14 protein-coding genes are annotated in these 13,423 nt (G+C 71.9%); 9 read left to right on the forward strand and 5 right to left on the reverse strand.

Translation table 11 applies throughout. The features are described from left to right. Nucleotides 1–52 precede the first annotated feature (52 nt). The 4 genes from ACWD0Y_RS12230 to ACWD0Y_RS12245 all read left to right on the forward strand — a co-directional run bounded on the left by ACWD0Y_RS12230 (nt 53) and on the right by ACWD0Y_RS12245 (nt 2,921). Nucleotides 53–1,786 carry an FAD-dependent monooxygenase gene (locus tag ACWD0Y_RS12230; protein ID WP_450260274.1) on the forward strand — a complete coding sequence of 578 codons (1,734 nt, stop codon included), beginning with the start codon at nt 53–55 and terminating at the stop codon, nt 1,784–1,786. Between the two features lie 47 nt (nt 1,787–1,833). Next, on the forward strand, nt 1,834–1,905 hold the full coding sequence (locus ACWD0Y_RS12235; protein WP_450260301.1) for a putative leader peptide: 72 nt from the start codon (nt 1,834–1,836) through the stop codon (nt 1,903–1,905). A gap of 129 nt (nt 1,906–2,034) precedes the next feature. After that, complete coding sequence (locus ACWD0Y_RS12240) at nt 2,035–2,535, forward strand: cysteine dioxygenase (protein ID WP_450260275.1); 501 nt, start codon at nt 2,035–2,037, stop codon at nt 2,533–2,535. Next, complete coding sequence (locus ACWD0Y_RS12245; protein ID WP_450260276.1) at nt 2,532–2,921, forward strand: rhodanese-like domain-containing protein; 390 nt, start codon at nt 2,532–2,534, stop codon at nt 2,919–2,921. The genes ACWD0Y_RS12240 and ACWD0Y_RS12245 overlap by 4 nt, the downstream gene beginning before the upstream one ends. Before the next feature lie 104 nt (nt 2,922–3,025). On the opposite strand, the gene ACWD0Y_RS12250 is transcribed toward ACWD0Y_RS12245, so the two are convergent. The 3 genes from ACWD0Y_RS12250 to recA all read right to left on the reverse strand — a co-directional run bounded on the left by ACWD0Y_RS12250 (nt 3,026) and on the right by recA (nt 5,312). After that, nucleotides 3,026–3,454 carry a hypothetical protein gene (locus ACWD0Y_RS12250; RefSeq protein WP_450260277.1) on the reverse strand — a complete coding sequence of 143 codons (429 nt, stop codon included), beginning with the start codon at nt 3,452–3,454 and terminating at the stop codon, nt 3,026–3,028. Between the two features lie 121 nt (nt 3,455–3,575). Continuing rightward, nucleotides 3,576–4,181 carry a recombination regulator RecX gene (recX, locus tag ACWD0Y_RS12255; RefSeq protein ID WP_450260278.1) on the reverse strand — a complete coding sequence of 202 codons (606 nt, stop codon included), beginning with the start codon at nt 4,179–4,181 and terminating at the stop codon, nt 3,576–3,578. A 3-nt stretch (nt 4,182–4,184) separates the two neighbouring features. After that, a complete protein-coding gene (gene recA / locus ACWD0Y_RS12260) occupies nt 4,185–5,312 on the reverse strand; it encodes a recombinase RecA (protein ID WP_450260279.1) in 1,128 nt (375 codons plus the stop codon). A gap of 216 nt (nt 5,313–5,528) precedes the next feature. Between recA and ACWD0Y_RS12265 the strand changes: the two genes are divergently transcribed. From ACWD0Y_RS12265 to ACWD0Y_RS12285, 5 genes are all read left to right on the forward strand, one after another. Then, nucleotides 5,529–6,701, forward strand: a complete 1,173-nt coding sequence (locus ACWD0Y_RS12265; protein ID WP_450260280.1) for a sensor histidine kinase — start codon at nt 5,529–5,531, stop codon at nt 6,699–6,701. Next, nucleotides 6,698–7,363, forward strand: a complete 666-nt coding sequence (locus ACWD0Y_RS12270) for a response regulator (RefSeq protein WP_450260281.1) — start codon at nt 6,698–6,700, stop codon at nt 7,361–7,363. Before ACWD0Y_RS12265 ends, ACWD0Y_RS12270 begins: the two co-directional genes overlap by 4 nt. A 140-nt stretch (nt 7,364–7,503) precedes the next feature. Beyond that, complete coding sequence (locus tag ACWD0Y_RS12275) at nt 7,504–8,787, forward strand: cytochrome ubiquinol oxidase subunit I (RefSeq protein WP_450260282.1); 1,284 nt, start codon at nt 7,504–7,506, stop codon at nt 8,785–8,787. A 30-nt stretch (nt 8,788–8,817) separates the two neighbouring features. Next, nucleotides 8,818–9,594 (forward strand): cytochrome d ubiquinol oxidase subunit II, encoded by a 777-nt coding sequence (locus tag ACWD0Y_RS12280; RefSeq protein ID WP_450260283.1) that lies wholly within the window; start codon nt 8,818–8,820, stop codon nt 9,592–9,594. 34 nt (nt 9,595–9,628) lie between these two features. Continuing rightward, the gene (locus ACWD0Y_RS12285; RefSeq protein WP_450260284.1) at nt 9,629–11,785 is read left to right on the forward strand and encodes an MMPL family transporter; all 2,157 of its coding nucleotides are present in this window, start codon (nt 9,629–9,631) and stop codon (nt 11,783–11,785) included. A 64-nt stretch (nt 11,786–11,849) separates the two neighbouring features. On the opposite strand, the gene ACWD0Y_RS12290 is transcribed toward ACWD0Y_RS12285, so the two are convergent. Both ACWD0Y_RS12290 and ACWD0Y_RS12295 read right to left on the reverse strand, forming a co-directional pair. Beyond that, nucleotides 11,850–13,016: an AI-2E family transporter gene (locus tag ACWD0Y_RS12290; RefSeq protein WP_450260302.1), complete on the reverse strand. Its 1,167-nt coding sequence runs from the start codon at nt 13,014–13,016 to the stop codon at nt 11,850–11,852. 156 nt (nt 13,017–13,172) lie between these two features. Next, nucleotides 13,173–13,367, reverse strand: a complete 195-nt coding sequence (locus ACWD0Y_RS12295; protein ID WP_093798695.1) for a DUF3046 domain-containing protein — start codon at nt 13,365–13,367, stop codon at nt 13,173–13,175. Between the last annotated feature and the right edge of the window lie 56 nt (nt 13,368–13,423).

Consider the following 13,423-nt stretch of genomic DNA (forward strand, 5'->3'; position numbering starts at 1 on the left):
GGGTTCCACCTGCCGCTTCCCGCATGTCCGTACGGACTGGAGGGGACGCTCCGTGGACCCGGTGATCGTCGTCGGGGCCGGTCCTGTCGGACTGGCCCTCTCCCTGGCTCTCGCCGGCCAGGGTGTGCCCTCCGTCGTGCTCGACGAGGGGGCGGGCAAGGACGAGCCCCGCACGGCCCGTACGGCCGTCCTGCGGCCGGACACCGCCGAGCTGCTCGAACGGCTCGGCTGCGCCACGGTCCGTGACGACGGGGCACGCTGGACCGGATGGCGGTCCATGCGGCGCAATCAGGAGGTCAGGCAGGTCGATTTCGGCGACACCCACGATCTGTCCTCCCCGGTGCACCTGCCCCAGCACGACCTGACGCGCGGGCTGCGGGACGCCGTCACGGCGCACGAGCTGGTGCGGACCGTGCCGCACGGACGTCTCGACACCATCGAGCAGGACGGCAGCGGCGTCACCGCGCACACACGTGAGCCCGGGGCCACCTCGTGGCGCGGCAGCTTCCTGGTCGGCTGCGACGGGGCGAGGTCGACGGTGCGCAAGCTCCTCGACATCCGCTTCCCCGGACGTACGTCGGTCGAGAGGCATGCCGTCGCCGCGCTGCGTACGGAACTGCCCCGGCCGGACGAGGCGTTGCTGCACCGCATGCCGCCGTGGCGGACCGGCGGGCAGGAAGTGACCGCCCGTCCGCTGCCCGGTGGTGTGTGGCGGCTCGACTGGTTGCTGCCGCCGCGCGGTGAGCTCGTCACCCCCGAGGCCCTGCTGGCGCGGATCCGGGACACCCTGGGCGGCTGGTGCGGCGAGACACCTCCGTACGAACTCATCGACACCGGCGTGTACACCGTCCACCACCGGCTGGCCCGCAGGTGGCGGGTGGGGCGGGCGTTCCTCGCCGGGGACTCCGCGCATCTGCTCGGCGCGCTCGGTACGCAGGGCCTCGACGAGGGGCTGCGGGACATCGACAACCTGGCCTGGAAGCTGGCACAGGCCTGGCACCTGGGGGCCTCGGAGACGCTGCTCGACAGCTACCAGGCCGAGCGGCGCACCGCGGTCGCCGCGCGCCTGCGCGCCGCCGACCAAGCGCTGCCGGTACTGCGGGGCGGCGGGCTGCGGACGTACCTCTCCGGTACCGCGCGCGGGCACGACACCCTGCTCACGGACGGGCACCTGGGGCGCGGGGCGCTGGGAGCGCCGCCCGAGTACACGCACTCCCCGCTCACGCCCCTGCGCACCGAGGCGCAGACGCTCGTCGGTACGCCGCTGGGCGGGCCGGTGGCGGACGTACGGGCGACCGCGCCCGACGGCACCACGGTGCGGCTGCGGGACCGGCTGGGGCGCGGACGGCAGCTGGTGGTGCTGGTCGCGCCGGGCACGGGGGTGTGGGACCGGCGGCACTGGATGACCGCGGGGCTGATGCCCCGGCTGGCCGCGGCCGTGACGGCTCTGCCGGTACGCGCGGAGCTGCTCGTCGCGGAAAGCTATCCGGGGGCGTCCGCGCACACCGTGCTGCTGGTACGGCCCGACGGGCATCTGGTCGCGGCGTTCCACGGAGTGCGGCCCGCGGAGCTGTACGCGGCTGCGGACGCGGCGCGCGGGGGCGCACCGGCGGCGACGCAGGCCGGGCCGGGGCCGCAGCGCTCCGGGGAGGCCGGGGGTCCCGAGAAGCCCGAGCGCTCCGAAAAGCCCGCGCATGCCGACCGGGCGGACCAGGCCGATCAGGCCGACATGGCCGGCCGGACCGACCGGAGCGACCGGACCGACCGGACCGCGGACATCAATTGACCGCCGCTGGTCTGCGTGGTCTACTCCGGAGCGTGACCGACACCGACGTGCGCCTGTGGCGGAGGGTCCATATGGACCTCGTCCGCTACGCGGGCTGCGTGTGTTCCGCGTCCTGCTGATTCGCCCTTCTCTCCTCGCGCTGTGCCGTGCTGTGGTCCCGGCCGCGCGTTCTCGCGAACTTCTTCAGGACGGTCCCCGTGTCTCTTTCCGTACGTTCCTCAGGCGCGCCCGAAAGCGTTCCCCAGAGCGTGACGTCTTCGCCCTCTTCCTCGGAGCTGCTCGCATTCGTGCGCCGCACCGCCGCCGACGCTTCCCTGGTGGCCTCCCTTCCGCTCGATCCCGGAGGCCGTACCTGGGTACGGCTCGACGGGCCCGGAGGCAGCGAGGCCTGGCTGATCGGCTGGCCGCCCGGCACCGGCACCGGCTGGCACGACCACGGCGGCTCGCACGGCGCCTTCGCCACCGCGGCGGGCACGCTGCGGGAGGAGTCGCTCGCGGCCCGCATCCCGACGGAGGGCTGGAAAACGCTCGAACTCACCGACGGGATCGACCGGGAGCGGCGGCTGACGGCAGGCCGCGGACGGGCCTTCGGCGCACACCATGTGCACCAGGTACTGAACGAGTCGGCGGACGAGCACGCCGTCTCGGTGCACGCCTACTACCCGCCGCTGCCGATGATGCGGCGCTACAGCCGCACGGGAGCGGTGTTGCGTCTGGAGCAGGTCGAGCGTCCTGAGGAGTGGCAGTGAGCAGCGGACCCACCGGTATCGACGAACTGCTGGAGCGGGTACGCGAAGGGCTCGACCGGATCGGGCCGCAGGAGGCGTACGACGCCGCCGCGGCCGGTGCGCTGCTGGTGGACATCCGGTACGCCGCGCTGCGCGAGCGGGACGGGCTGATTCCCGGGGCGCTGGTCGTCGAGCGCAACGAGCTGGAGTGGCGGCTCGATCCGCAGGGCAGCCACCGGGCTCCGGAGGCCACCGGCCATGATCTGCGGGTGGTGGTGATCTGCAACGAGGGGTACGCGTCGAGTCTGGCGGCCGCTTCGCTGCGGCAGCTGGGGCTGCACCGGGCGACGGACCTCGTCGGCGGGTTCCAGGCATGGCGAGCGGCGGGACTGCCCGTCACCCCGTGAGGAGAAGGCGGTAAGGGGCGCCCTTCCGGCAGGAAGCCCCTTACCGCGCGGCTGTGTTCACAGCCGGGCTGTGTTCACAGCCGGGCTGTGTTCACAGCCGGGCTTCACTGCTCGGCGGTGGCCACCTCCACCGGGCCGCCCCTGAGTGCCGCCCGGTCCGGGAGAGCCGTCGCCACCAGGGCGAGGAGTCCCGACGCGCCGGCCACGGTCGCGTACACCAGCGGCTGCGCGGCGGGGGAACGCCGGTCCCCGGCAACCGCCCGCCAGCAGCGTTCGCGGCGCGCGCTCCCGCCCTCCGTCTCCTCGAAGAAGCCGTACCTGGCGGGCTCCCGGAGGTGGTGGCTGGTGGCGCCGGTATTCAGGCCGAGGGTGCGGGCGAGGATCGCCGCGGTGGCGGGACCGTAGAGGGAGAGGTGCGGGAGGGGCTTCCGGCGGCGCGGCTGCGCCGGCGCCCTGGGGCGGTGAGACCCGCGACCTCGGTACCGCCGGGGTCCTGTGCCATGCCCGCGCCCTCCCCTGTGCGCAGTGTGCACAGATGGGATGCACAGGAGCGGACCTGCGTCTTCGACCGGGGGTACCCCCTCGCGCGGGGCCGCAGAACCGGTGCCCGGAGGCACCTGGTCCGGGCCGGCCCGTCACGGCGGGCCGCCCGGTCTAGAGAGGGTCGTAGCCCAGGTCGTCGTCCGTGGCCTCGCCCTCTTCCTCCAGGGCGCGTCTGACCACCCGCAGGGCCATGCCCTCGGGGTAGCCCTTGCGGGCCAGCATGCCGGCGAGGCGGCGCAGCCGACGGTCACGCTCCAGGCCCCGGGTCGAGCGGAGTTTGCGGGCCACGAGCTCGCGGGCCCTCTCCTCCTCCTGGTCGGAGTCGAGCTGCCCCACCGCGTCGTCGATCAGGGTGGGGTCCACGCCCTTGTTCCGCAGCTCCCGTGCGAGCGCCCGTCGGGCGAGGCCCCGGCCATGGTGGCGGGACTCCACCCAGGCGCCCGCGAAGGCCGCGTCGTCGATGAGTCCGACCTCCTCGAAGCGGGACAGCACCTCGTCCGACACCTCGTCCGGGATGCCCCGCTTGCGGAGTGCGTCCGCGAGCTGTTTGCGGGTGCGCGCGGTCCCGGTGAGCAGCCGCAGGCAGATGGCCCGCGCCTGCTCACCGGGGTCCTGGGGCGGCAGCCCCTTGCCGGCCCTCGACGGGTCGGGGCTGCCGCTGTCCTCGGCGTCCATACCTTCGCTTGCGCTTCCCGGCCAGTCCGTCCTCCGGGTCACGGTCTAGCTCTTGGCTGCCGCGGGCTTGGCCGTCTTGGCCTTGGTCGCCGCAGCCGGTACCGCCTTCGCACCGTCGGCCGCGGCCGGGGTGCCGACCGCCGCGTCCGCGCCGGGCTCTGCCCCCGGAACCACCGGCTTGACGCCGACGCCCAGCTTCTCCTTGATCTTCTTCTCGATCTCGTCGGCGAGATCGGGGTTGTCCTTCAGGAAGTTACGGGCGTTCTCCTTGCCCTGGCCGAGCTGGTCGCCCTCGTACGTGTACCAGGCACCCGCCTTGCGGACGAAGCCGTGCTCGACGCCCATGTCGATCAGGCCGCCCTCGCGGCTGATGCCCTGCCCGTAGAGGATGTCGAACTCGGCCTGCTTGAACGGCGGCGCGACCTTGTTCTTGACGACCTTGACGCGGGTGCGGTTGCCGACCGCGTCCGTGCCGTCCTTGAGGGTCTCGATGCGGCGGATGTCGAGTCGCACAGAGGCGTAGAACTTCAGCGCCCGGCCACCGGTCGTGGTCTCCGGCGAGCCGAACATCACGCCGATCTTCTCGCGGAGCTGGTTGATGAAGATCGCCGTGGTCCCGGACTGGTGCAGCGCACCCGTGATCTTGCGCAGCGCCTGGCTCATCAGCCGGGCCTGGAGACCGACGTGCGAGTCGCCCATCTCACCCTCGATCTCCGCTCGCGGCACCAGGGCCGCGACGGAGTCGATGACGATGAGGTCGATGGCGCCCGAGCGGACCAGCATGTCCACGATCTCGAGCGCCTGCTCGCCGGTGTCCGGCTGGGAGAGGATCAGGTTGTCCGTGTCGACGCCGAGCGCCTTGGCGTATTCGGGGTCGAGCGCGTGCTCGGCGTCCACGAAGGCGACGGTGCCGCCGGCCTTCTGCGCGTTGGCCACGGCGTGCAGCGTCAGTGTCGTCTTACCGGAGGATTCCGGTCCGTACACCTCCACCACACGGCCGCGCGGCAGCCCGCCGACGCCGAGTGCGATGTCCAGCGCGGTCGAGCCGGTGGAGATCACTTCGATGGGGTCGTTCGGCCGGTCGCCGAGACGCATCACCGCGCCCTTGCCGAATTGCCGTTCAATCTGAGCGAGCGCGGCGTCGAGCGCCTTCTCGCGGTCGGTGCCTGCCATGGGTTCCACCCGATTTGCTTGTGTCGATCGCTTCACGTCAAAGACGCTATCTCCTGCCACTGACAACGCGTCCCGACGCCGTCCTGACCTGTGGATAACCGTGGGCAGCCCTTGCGGCTGCACGGCCGGAATCCCATGAGAATGGATGTTCGATTTCAGTGTCAAGCGCACCACGCCGACCGTCCCGGGGCCCTCTGCCCGCCTATCCTTCGGGTCATGGCCCTCCCCCAGCGCACCGTGACGCTCGGTGTCGCGACCGGTGTCGCCCTGGTCACGGTCGTCGTCACCCTGGTGCGCGACCCGGACGCGTTCGAGTCTCCGGGCCGGCTCCTGCTCGGCTGGGCGCTCATCGCCGTCGGCTGCTCGGCCCTCCTGTGGCGCCGGCGGTGGCCGGTGCCCGTCGCGGTGGTCACCCTGCTGTGCTGCGCGGCGTACTTCCCGGTCAGCCCCGTCGACCTGCCGCTGCTGCTCCTGGCCTTCGCCTACGCGCTCTACACCGTCGCCGCCCGGGGACACCTCGCCGCCGCCGTCGCCCTCGCCGTCGTCACCCTGCTGGCCACCGTCTACGTCGAACAGGAGGTGACCCGGGGCGAGCGGCACGTCGACGACCCCGCGATCTTCCTGATGGCCGGCTGGTTCGTCGGCGTCATCGCGATCGGCCAGGCGCACCGTGCGCACCGCGCCTACCTCCGCGAGGTCGAGCAGCGGATCCGCGCCGCCGAGCGCGAGAAGGACGTACGGGCAAGACAGTCCGCGACCGAGGAACGGCTGCGCATCGCCCGTGAACTGCACGACGTCCTCGGACACAACATCTCGCTGATCAACGTCCAGGCGGGCGCCGCCCTGCACCGCCACTCCAAGCGGCCGCGCGGCCCCGAGGAGCTGGTGCCCGCCCTGGAGGCGATCAGGGACAGCAGCAAGGACGCGCTGCGTGAGCTGCGCGCCACACTCGGCGTGCTGCGCCAGGCCGACGGCGGGGAGGGCGGCGAGGGCGCGCCGGTCACGCCGGTCGCCGGCATCGAGCGGATCGAGGAACTCACCGCCCGCGCGCGGGCCGCGGGGCTGGACGTCCGTACGACCGTGGAGGACGCGGCACTGGGGCTGCCGCCGCAGGTCTCGCTCGCCGTCTACCGCATCGTCCAGGAGTCGCTGACGAACGTGGCCCGTCACGCCCGGGCGCACACGGCTGTCGTCGGCGTGCGGCGCGACGGCGACAATGTCGTGGTGCGTATCGAGGACGACGGCCAGGGCGCGGCGCCCGGCGCGGAGGGCAGCGGCATCAGCGGAATGACGGAACGGGCGCGGGCACTGGGCGGCGAACTGACCGCCCTCGACACCGGCAGCGGCTTCCTCGTCGAGGCCCGCATCCCGGCTGGGGGCGGCGCGTGATCCGCGTGGTGCTGGCCGACGACCAGACGCTCGTACGGGCCGGGTTCCGCTCGATCCTCGACGACGAGGACGACATCGAGGTGGTCGGCGAGGCGGCCAACGGCAACCAGGCCCTGGCGCTCGCCCGCGAGCTGCGCCCCGATGTCGTCCTGATGGACATCCGGATGCCCGAACTCGACGGCCTGGAGGCGACCCGCCGTATCGTCTCGGATCCCTCCTTCGAGGGCGTCCGCGTCGTCATCCTCACCACCTTCGACGTGGACGACTACGTCTACGGCGCCCTGCGCGCGGGCGCGTCGGGCTTCCTGGTGAAGGACACCGAACCGATGGAGCTGCTGCACGGCGTACGGGTCGTGGCGCGCGGCGACGCGCTCATCGCGCCCGCCGTCACCCGCCGCCTGATCGCCGAGTTCGCGGGCCGCGCCAAGCAGCCCGACCCGAGCCCGCGCCTGAACGCCCTCACCGAGCGCGAGCGGGAGGTGATGGGCCTGGTCGGCGCAGGACTGTCGAACGACGAGATCGCCCAGCGCCTGGTGCTCAGCCCGGCCACCGCCAAGACGCACGTCAGCCGGATCATGACCAAGCTGCGTGTGCGCGACCGGGCGCAGCTGGTGATCCTCGCCTACGAGAGCGGCATGATCACCCCGGGGTGGCTGGGCTGACCGCGTCCCTTCCCCGCTCCCCGCACCTGTGACGCAACTCCTGGGGTACGCCGCCGGCCGGACCCGCAACCCCTGGGGTACGCCCACTGTCCACCGCAGGCCGACGTCCCGGACGTGACCGTGCCCGCACAGTCACAGGCGTGGAACCGGAAACGCTCGATCTCGCGCGGCTGCAGTTCGCCCTCACCGCCGGCGGACACTTCCTCTTCGTCGCACTGACCCTGGGGCTGGTGACCGTCGTCGCCGTCGTCCAGACGCGCGCCGTGTTCTCCGGCGATCCCGTGCACGCCCGCATGGTGCGCTTCTGGGGCCAGCTGTACGTCGTCAACTACGCCGTCGGCATCGTCACGGGCATCGTGATGGAGTTCCAGTTCGGCATGGCGTGGAGCGGTCTCGGGCACTACGCGGGGAACGTCTTCGGCGCTTCCCTGGCGATAGAGACGATCGTCGCGTTCTTCGTCGAATCGACGTTCCTCGGTCTGTGGGTTTTCGGCTGGAACCGCTTCGGCGAGCGCGTCCACCTCGCGCTGCTGTGGGTGGTGACGCTGACGGCGTACCTCTCGGCGTACTGGATCCTCGTCACCAACGGTTTCCTCAACCACCCGGTGGGCCACAAGGAGACACCGCAGGGACTGGTGATCGACGACACCTGGGCGCTGCTCACCAATCCCTCCGCCCTCTTCGCCTTCTTCCACATCGCGGGCGGCGCCCTGGTCACGGCGGCGTTCTTCATGGCGGGGGTGAGCGCCTACCACCTCTTCCGGCATACGTCCGAGTACGAACTGTTCCGGCGCTCCCTCCGGACCGGTGTCTTCACCGCTCTGCCCGCCGTCTTCTTCACCGCGGCGGCCGGCGGGGCGCAGTTCCCGATCCTCCAGGAGCACCAGCCCGCGAAGATGGCGGTGTTCCAGAGCGATCCTGCCGCGACGGCGCGGCTGCAGGCCGGCATGACGGCGGAGTTCGGACCCGGCGACTACCTGCCGTCCGAGGCGTGGACCAGGGCGGGCGCCCTCGTGATGCTGTCCGTCTTCGGCCTGATGTTCTTCGTCGCGGCCCTGGGTGTCGTTCTCGGCTCCATCAGGTGGGCCGTCTACCACCTCCGTCCCTGGCACGTGCTGCTGATGGCCGTGGTCCCCCTGCCGTTCGTCGCGATGACGGCGGGATGGGTCTTCAGGGAGGCCGGCCGCCAGCCGTGGGTGATCTACGGGCTGCTGAAAACGCAGGACGCGGGTTCCGCCCTCTCCGCCGGGCAGTTGCGGCTGTCGCTCGCCGTTTTCGGCACTCTCTTCGCGCTGCTGATCACCGTCAACTGGTGGCTGCTGCTGCGCGCCGCGCGGCGTGGCCCTTCCGGGGCGGCGCTCGGGGCTGACGACCGTTCCCCGGACGGCTCACCGAGCAGTCCGCTCCCCGTCCACTCGTACTGAACACGACCGAAGAAGTCCGGAGAAGAAGTCATGGACACCCTCGCCATCGCCCTTCTGGGGTTCTTCGCCGCCGGTTACTTCGTGCTGGCGGGCGCGGACCTGGGGGTCGGCATGCTGCTTCCGTACCTGGGACGCGAGACCGGTGAGCGGCGGCTCGTACTCGCCTCGGCCGGACCGTTCTTCCTCGGCAACGAGGTATGGCTGATCGCCACCGCGGGGGTGCTGATCGGCTGCTTCCCCACGCTCGAAGGGGAGCTGTTCCAGGGACAGTTCACGGCGCTGCTCCCACTCGTCACCGGATGGGTCGTGCGCGACGCGGGACTGTGGTGGCGCGGGCGCGGGTCCACGCGCGCGTGGCACACCGCCATGGACGCCCTGGTGGTGTGCGGCAGCTGGACCGTGGCGCTGTCCTGGGGAGCCCTGTACGCGGGTCTGCTGACCGGGGACCCGGTCAGGCCGGCGCCGGGCGGCCTGACGGTGTTCACGGCCCTCGCGGTGGCGCTGCTGTTCGCGGCGCACGGGCTCGGCTTCGCCGCGCTGCGACTGACCGGCAAACCGTACGAGCGGGCCAGGCGGCTCGTCGGCCGTACGCCCCGTCTGCACTCCTTCGCGCTGACCGCGGCCGTGATGGCCGCCCTGCCGCTCCTGGGCGGGTCCCGGCTGCCGCTCGCGGACTCGGCGGCGGACGGCGCCACGCTGTCGCTCCTGGTGCCGGCGCTGCTTGTCGTCACACCGGCGCTGGTGGCCGTACAGGCGTGGCTGTGGTGGACCTTCCGCCACCGCGTCACCCGCCCCTCGTACCTCTGAAACCCTCACACCCTCTTCTCCTGGGAGCCCTGGCATGACGACCGGCACCGAACCGGCGACAGGCCGCGCACGGCGGCCCGCACGCCGTACGAGCGTCTTCGAGCGCCTCGCCGCCTTCTCGCAGCAGCACTGCCGACGGGCCCTGGGCCTTTGGGTGGCCGTCCTGATCGCCGTCACGGCCGCCTCGACGGCCGTGGGCAGCGATTACCACAACGACTTCTCGCTGCCTGGCACCGATTCCCAGGCCGCCAGGACCACGCTCCAGAAGCACGGTTCCGCGCAGGCGGGCGACACCGTGCAGATCGTGCTGAGGAACGGTGCGGGCCTGCGCGGCGCAGACGTCGAGGAACGCGTCGAGCCGATGCTGGAGAACGTCGCGAAGCTTCCCGGGGTGGCCGGCGTGCGCAGTCCGTACGAGGACCGGGCGGCGTTCTCGAAGGACGGCACCGTCGCGTACGCGACCGTCACGCTCGAGGGCAAGGCGGAAGATGCCGCCGCAGAGGACGTCGCCAAGCTCATCGACACGGCCAGGTCCGTTGCGGGCGACGGGCTTCGGGCCGAGGTCGGGGGCGACGCCGCGCGGGGCGCCGAAGAGGGCGGCGGCGCCGCGGAGGGGGCGGGCATTCTCGGTGCGCTGGTGATCCTGGTGTTCCTCTTCGGTTCGCCGGTCGCCGCGAGCCTGCCCGTCGTCGCCGCGCTCTTCGCCGTGGGGACGTCGGTCGGCCTGATCGCGATGGCCTCGCACGTCGCGAGCGTCGCCGACTTCACCCCGCCGGTCATGATGCTGGTGGGTCTGGGCGTCGGCATCGACTACGCGCTGCTGATCTTCTCCCGTTACCGGGGCGAACTGCTGAAGGGCGTACGGGCGGAACAGGCCACCCGTACGGCGCTGGACGCGGCCGGGCGTACCGTCTTCTTCGCCGGCTGCACCGTGATCATCGCGCTGATGGGCCTGGTAGCTCTCGGCCTGGGCTCGCTGCGGGGCGTGGCGCTCGCGGTCGCACTGACCGTCCTGGTCACCATGGCCGCCTCACTGACGCTGCTGCCCGCCCTGCTGGGCGTCATGGGCAGGCGCATCGAGCGCGGTGTGGCCAGGCGCGCCGCGAAGTCCAAGCGCGTCGAGGGGGCCGGCTGGCGGCGCTGGGCGACCGGTGTGCAGCGCAGGCCGTGGGCGGCGCTGATCGTGGCCCTCGTGGCGCTGGGCGCGCTGGCCGCTCCCGCGCTCGACATGCGCCTGGGCTTCGCCGACGCGGGCAACGACGCGCGGACGAAGACCAGTCGCAAGGCGTACGACTTGCTGGCGGAGGGCTTCGGCCCCGGCTTCAACGGTCCGCTCGTCGTCGTCGCGGACGGTGGCGGCGAGAACGCGGCCGAGCGGGTCCGTACCGCGCTGGAGAAGACCGACGGCGTCGCGGCGGTGACTCCGGCGTCCTCGGCCGAGGACGGCTCGGTCTCGACCGTCGTCGCCTTCCCCGGCTCCGCGCCGCAGGACCAGGCGACGTCGGAGCTGGTCGACCGGTTGCGGTCCGACGTGCTGCCGCCGCTGGAACGGGAGACCGGCGCCGAGCTGCTGGTCGGCGGGTCCACCGCCGCGACCGAGGACTTCGCCGCGACGGTCTCGGACCGGATGCCGCTGTTCGTCGCGATCGTCGTGGGGCTCTCCGCGCTGCTGCTGCTCGTCGTGTTCCGGTCGGTCCTGATCCCCGTCAAGGCCGCGCTGCTCAATCTGATCAGCATCGGGGCGGCGCTCGGCGTGATCACGCTGGTCTTCCAGCACGGGTGGTTCGGCGTCGAGCCCGGTCCCATCGAGGCGTTCATTCCGGTCATGATCTTCGCGATCGTCTTCGGGCTCTCCATGGACTACGAGGTCTTCCTGCTCTCCCGCGTCCACGAGGAGTGGGAACGCACCGGGGACGCGGCGGAGGCGGTGCGTGAGGGGCTCGCGGCGACCGGCAAGGTGATCACGGCGGCCGCGGCCATCATGATCGTGGTGTTCGCGGCGTTCGTGTTCAGCCCGGACCGGATGCTCCAGCAGTTCGGCCTCGGCCTGGCGGTCGCGATCCTGCTGGACGCCGTCGTCATCCGCTGCCTGATCGTGCCCGCGGTGATGCGGCTGCTCGGGCGTCGCGCGTGGTGGCTGCCGGCCTGGCTGCGCGGGGCGCTGCCGCGGGTGCGGCTGGAGCACCGCTGATACAGCGCCGGCGGCTCGTACGCGAACGGAACCGGGCCCGGGGCCCGGGCCCCGGCCGGAACAGTCAGGCGTCGTCGTCCGGGGACGGGGGCGCCTGACCCTCACGGGGCTCCTCGCGGGGCTCCTGGTGCAGCGTCCGCCGCAGGTGCACGAGAGCCGAGGTGCCCCGGCGCCACTGGTGCCCGCTGTGCACGCGCGGGTCGTCCGTCACGGCGTACCGCTTCACATACGCGCCCAGGAACGCCTGCAGTGTCGCGATCGCCGGAATCGCGATCAGCGCGCCGACGGCCCCCATCAGCGCCGTGCCCGCGACGACCGAGCCGAAGGCGACCGCCGGGTGGATGGCGACGGTCTTCGCGGTCAGCTTGGGCTGCAGTACGTAGTTCTCGAACTGCTGGTAGACGACGACGAATCCGAGCACCCACAGGGCGTACCAGGGGTTGACGGTGAAGGCGATCAGCATCGGCAGTGCGCCCGCCAGGTACGTGCCGATCGTCGGAATGAACTGTGACACCAGACCGACCCACACCGCGAGCGCGGGCGCGTACGGCACGTCGAAAACCCACAGCAGGACGTAGTGCGCGATCCCGGAGATGAGCGCCATCAGACCGCGCGAGTAGATGTAACCGCCGGTCTTGTCGACGGCGATCTCCCAGGCGCGCAGCACCTCGGCCTGGCGGGCCGGCGGCAGTACGGAGCACAGGGCGCGGCGCAGCCGTGGTCCGTCGGCCGCGAAGTAGAAGGAGAACAGGAAGATCGTCAGGAACTGGAACAGTCCGCCGAGCACGGTCGCCGACACGTCCAGGACGCCGGTGGCGCTGTTCTGCACGTACCTCCGCAGCCAGTCGGAGTTCAGAAGGCTGTCCTGGACCTCGACGCGGGAGAGCTCCGTGTGGAAGGTCTGGTTGATCCAGTTGATCACCTGGTCGAGGTACTTGGGGAAGTCCTCGACCATCTCGATGATCTGGCCGGCCAGCATCGAGCCGAGCAGCACGACGAAGCCGATGCCGACGGCGAGCACCGCCATGAAGACCAGGAAGGTGGCGAGGCCGCGGCGCATGCCGTGGGCCGCCATCCGGCCGACGGCGGGCTCGATCGCGAGCGCCACGAAGAAGGCGATCAGGATGTTGATCAGCAGCCCGACGAGCTGGTGGAACGCCCAGTCGCCGAGCCGGAAGCAGGCGTAGAGGGCGAGCGCGAGCACCATGGCGCGCGGCAGCCACCGGGGCATGCGGACCGGACCGCTGTCCGCTCCGGGGGGTGCGGGCGCGGGCGGTGGTGCGGGCGGTGGTGCGGTCGGCGGGTCTTCGTGCCCGGCGGGCTCGTCAGTGGGTGCCACGGGCCCAGTCTGGCCCATGTCTGTGACACTCCGTCGCTCCGCCTGCCCTCAGCGCTTGTCCATGGGGACGTCCATCGCGGCGCAGACACCGCGCCAGACGGTCTTCGCGTCCCATCCGGCCGCCAGCGCCTGGTGCACCGTACGGCCGCCGAGCTCGGCCATCACATGGTCGCGGGCGAACGAATCGGCGTACGCCTCGCCGAAATGGTCCGCCATCCGCTCCCAGAAAATCGTCAACCGCATGACTCCAGTATCGCGCCCCTGAGAGTGCAGCCCTGTCCGGAGAGCTTGCCGACAGC

It is taken from the genome of Streptomyces altiplanensis, from assembly GCF_053591575.1.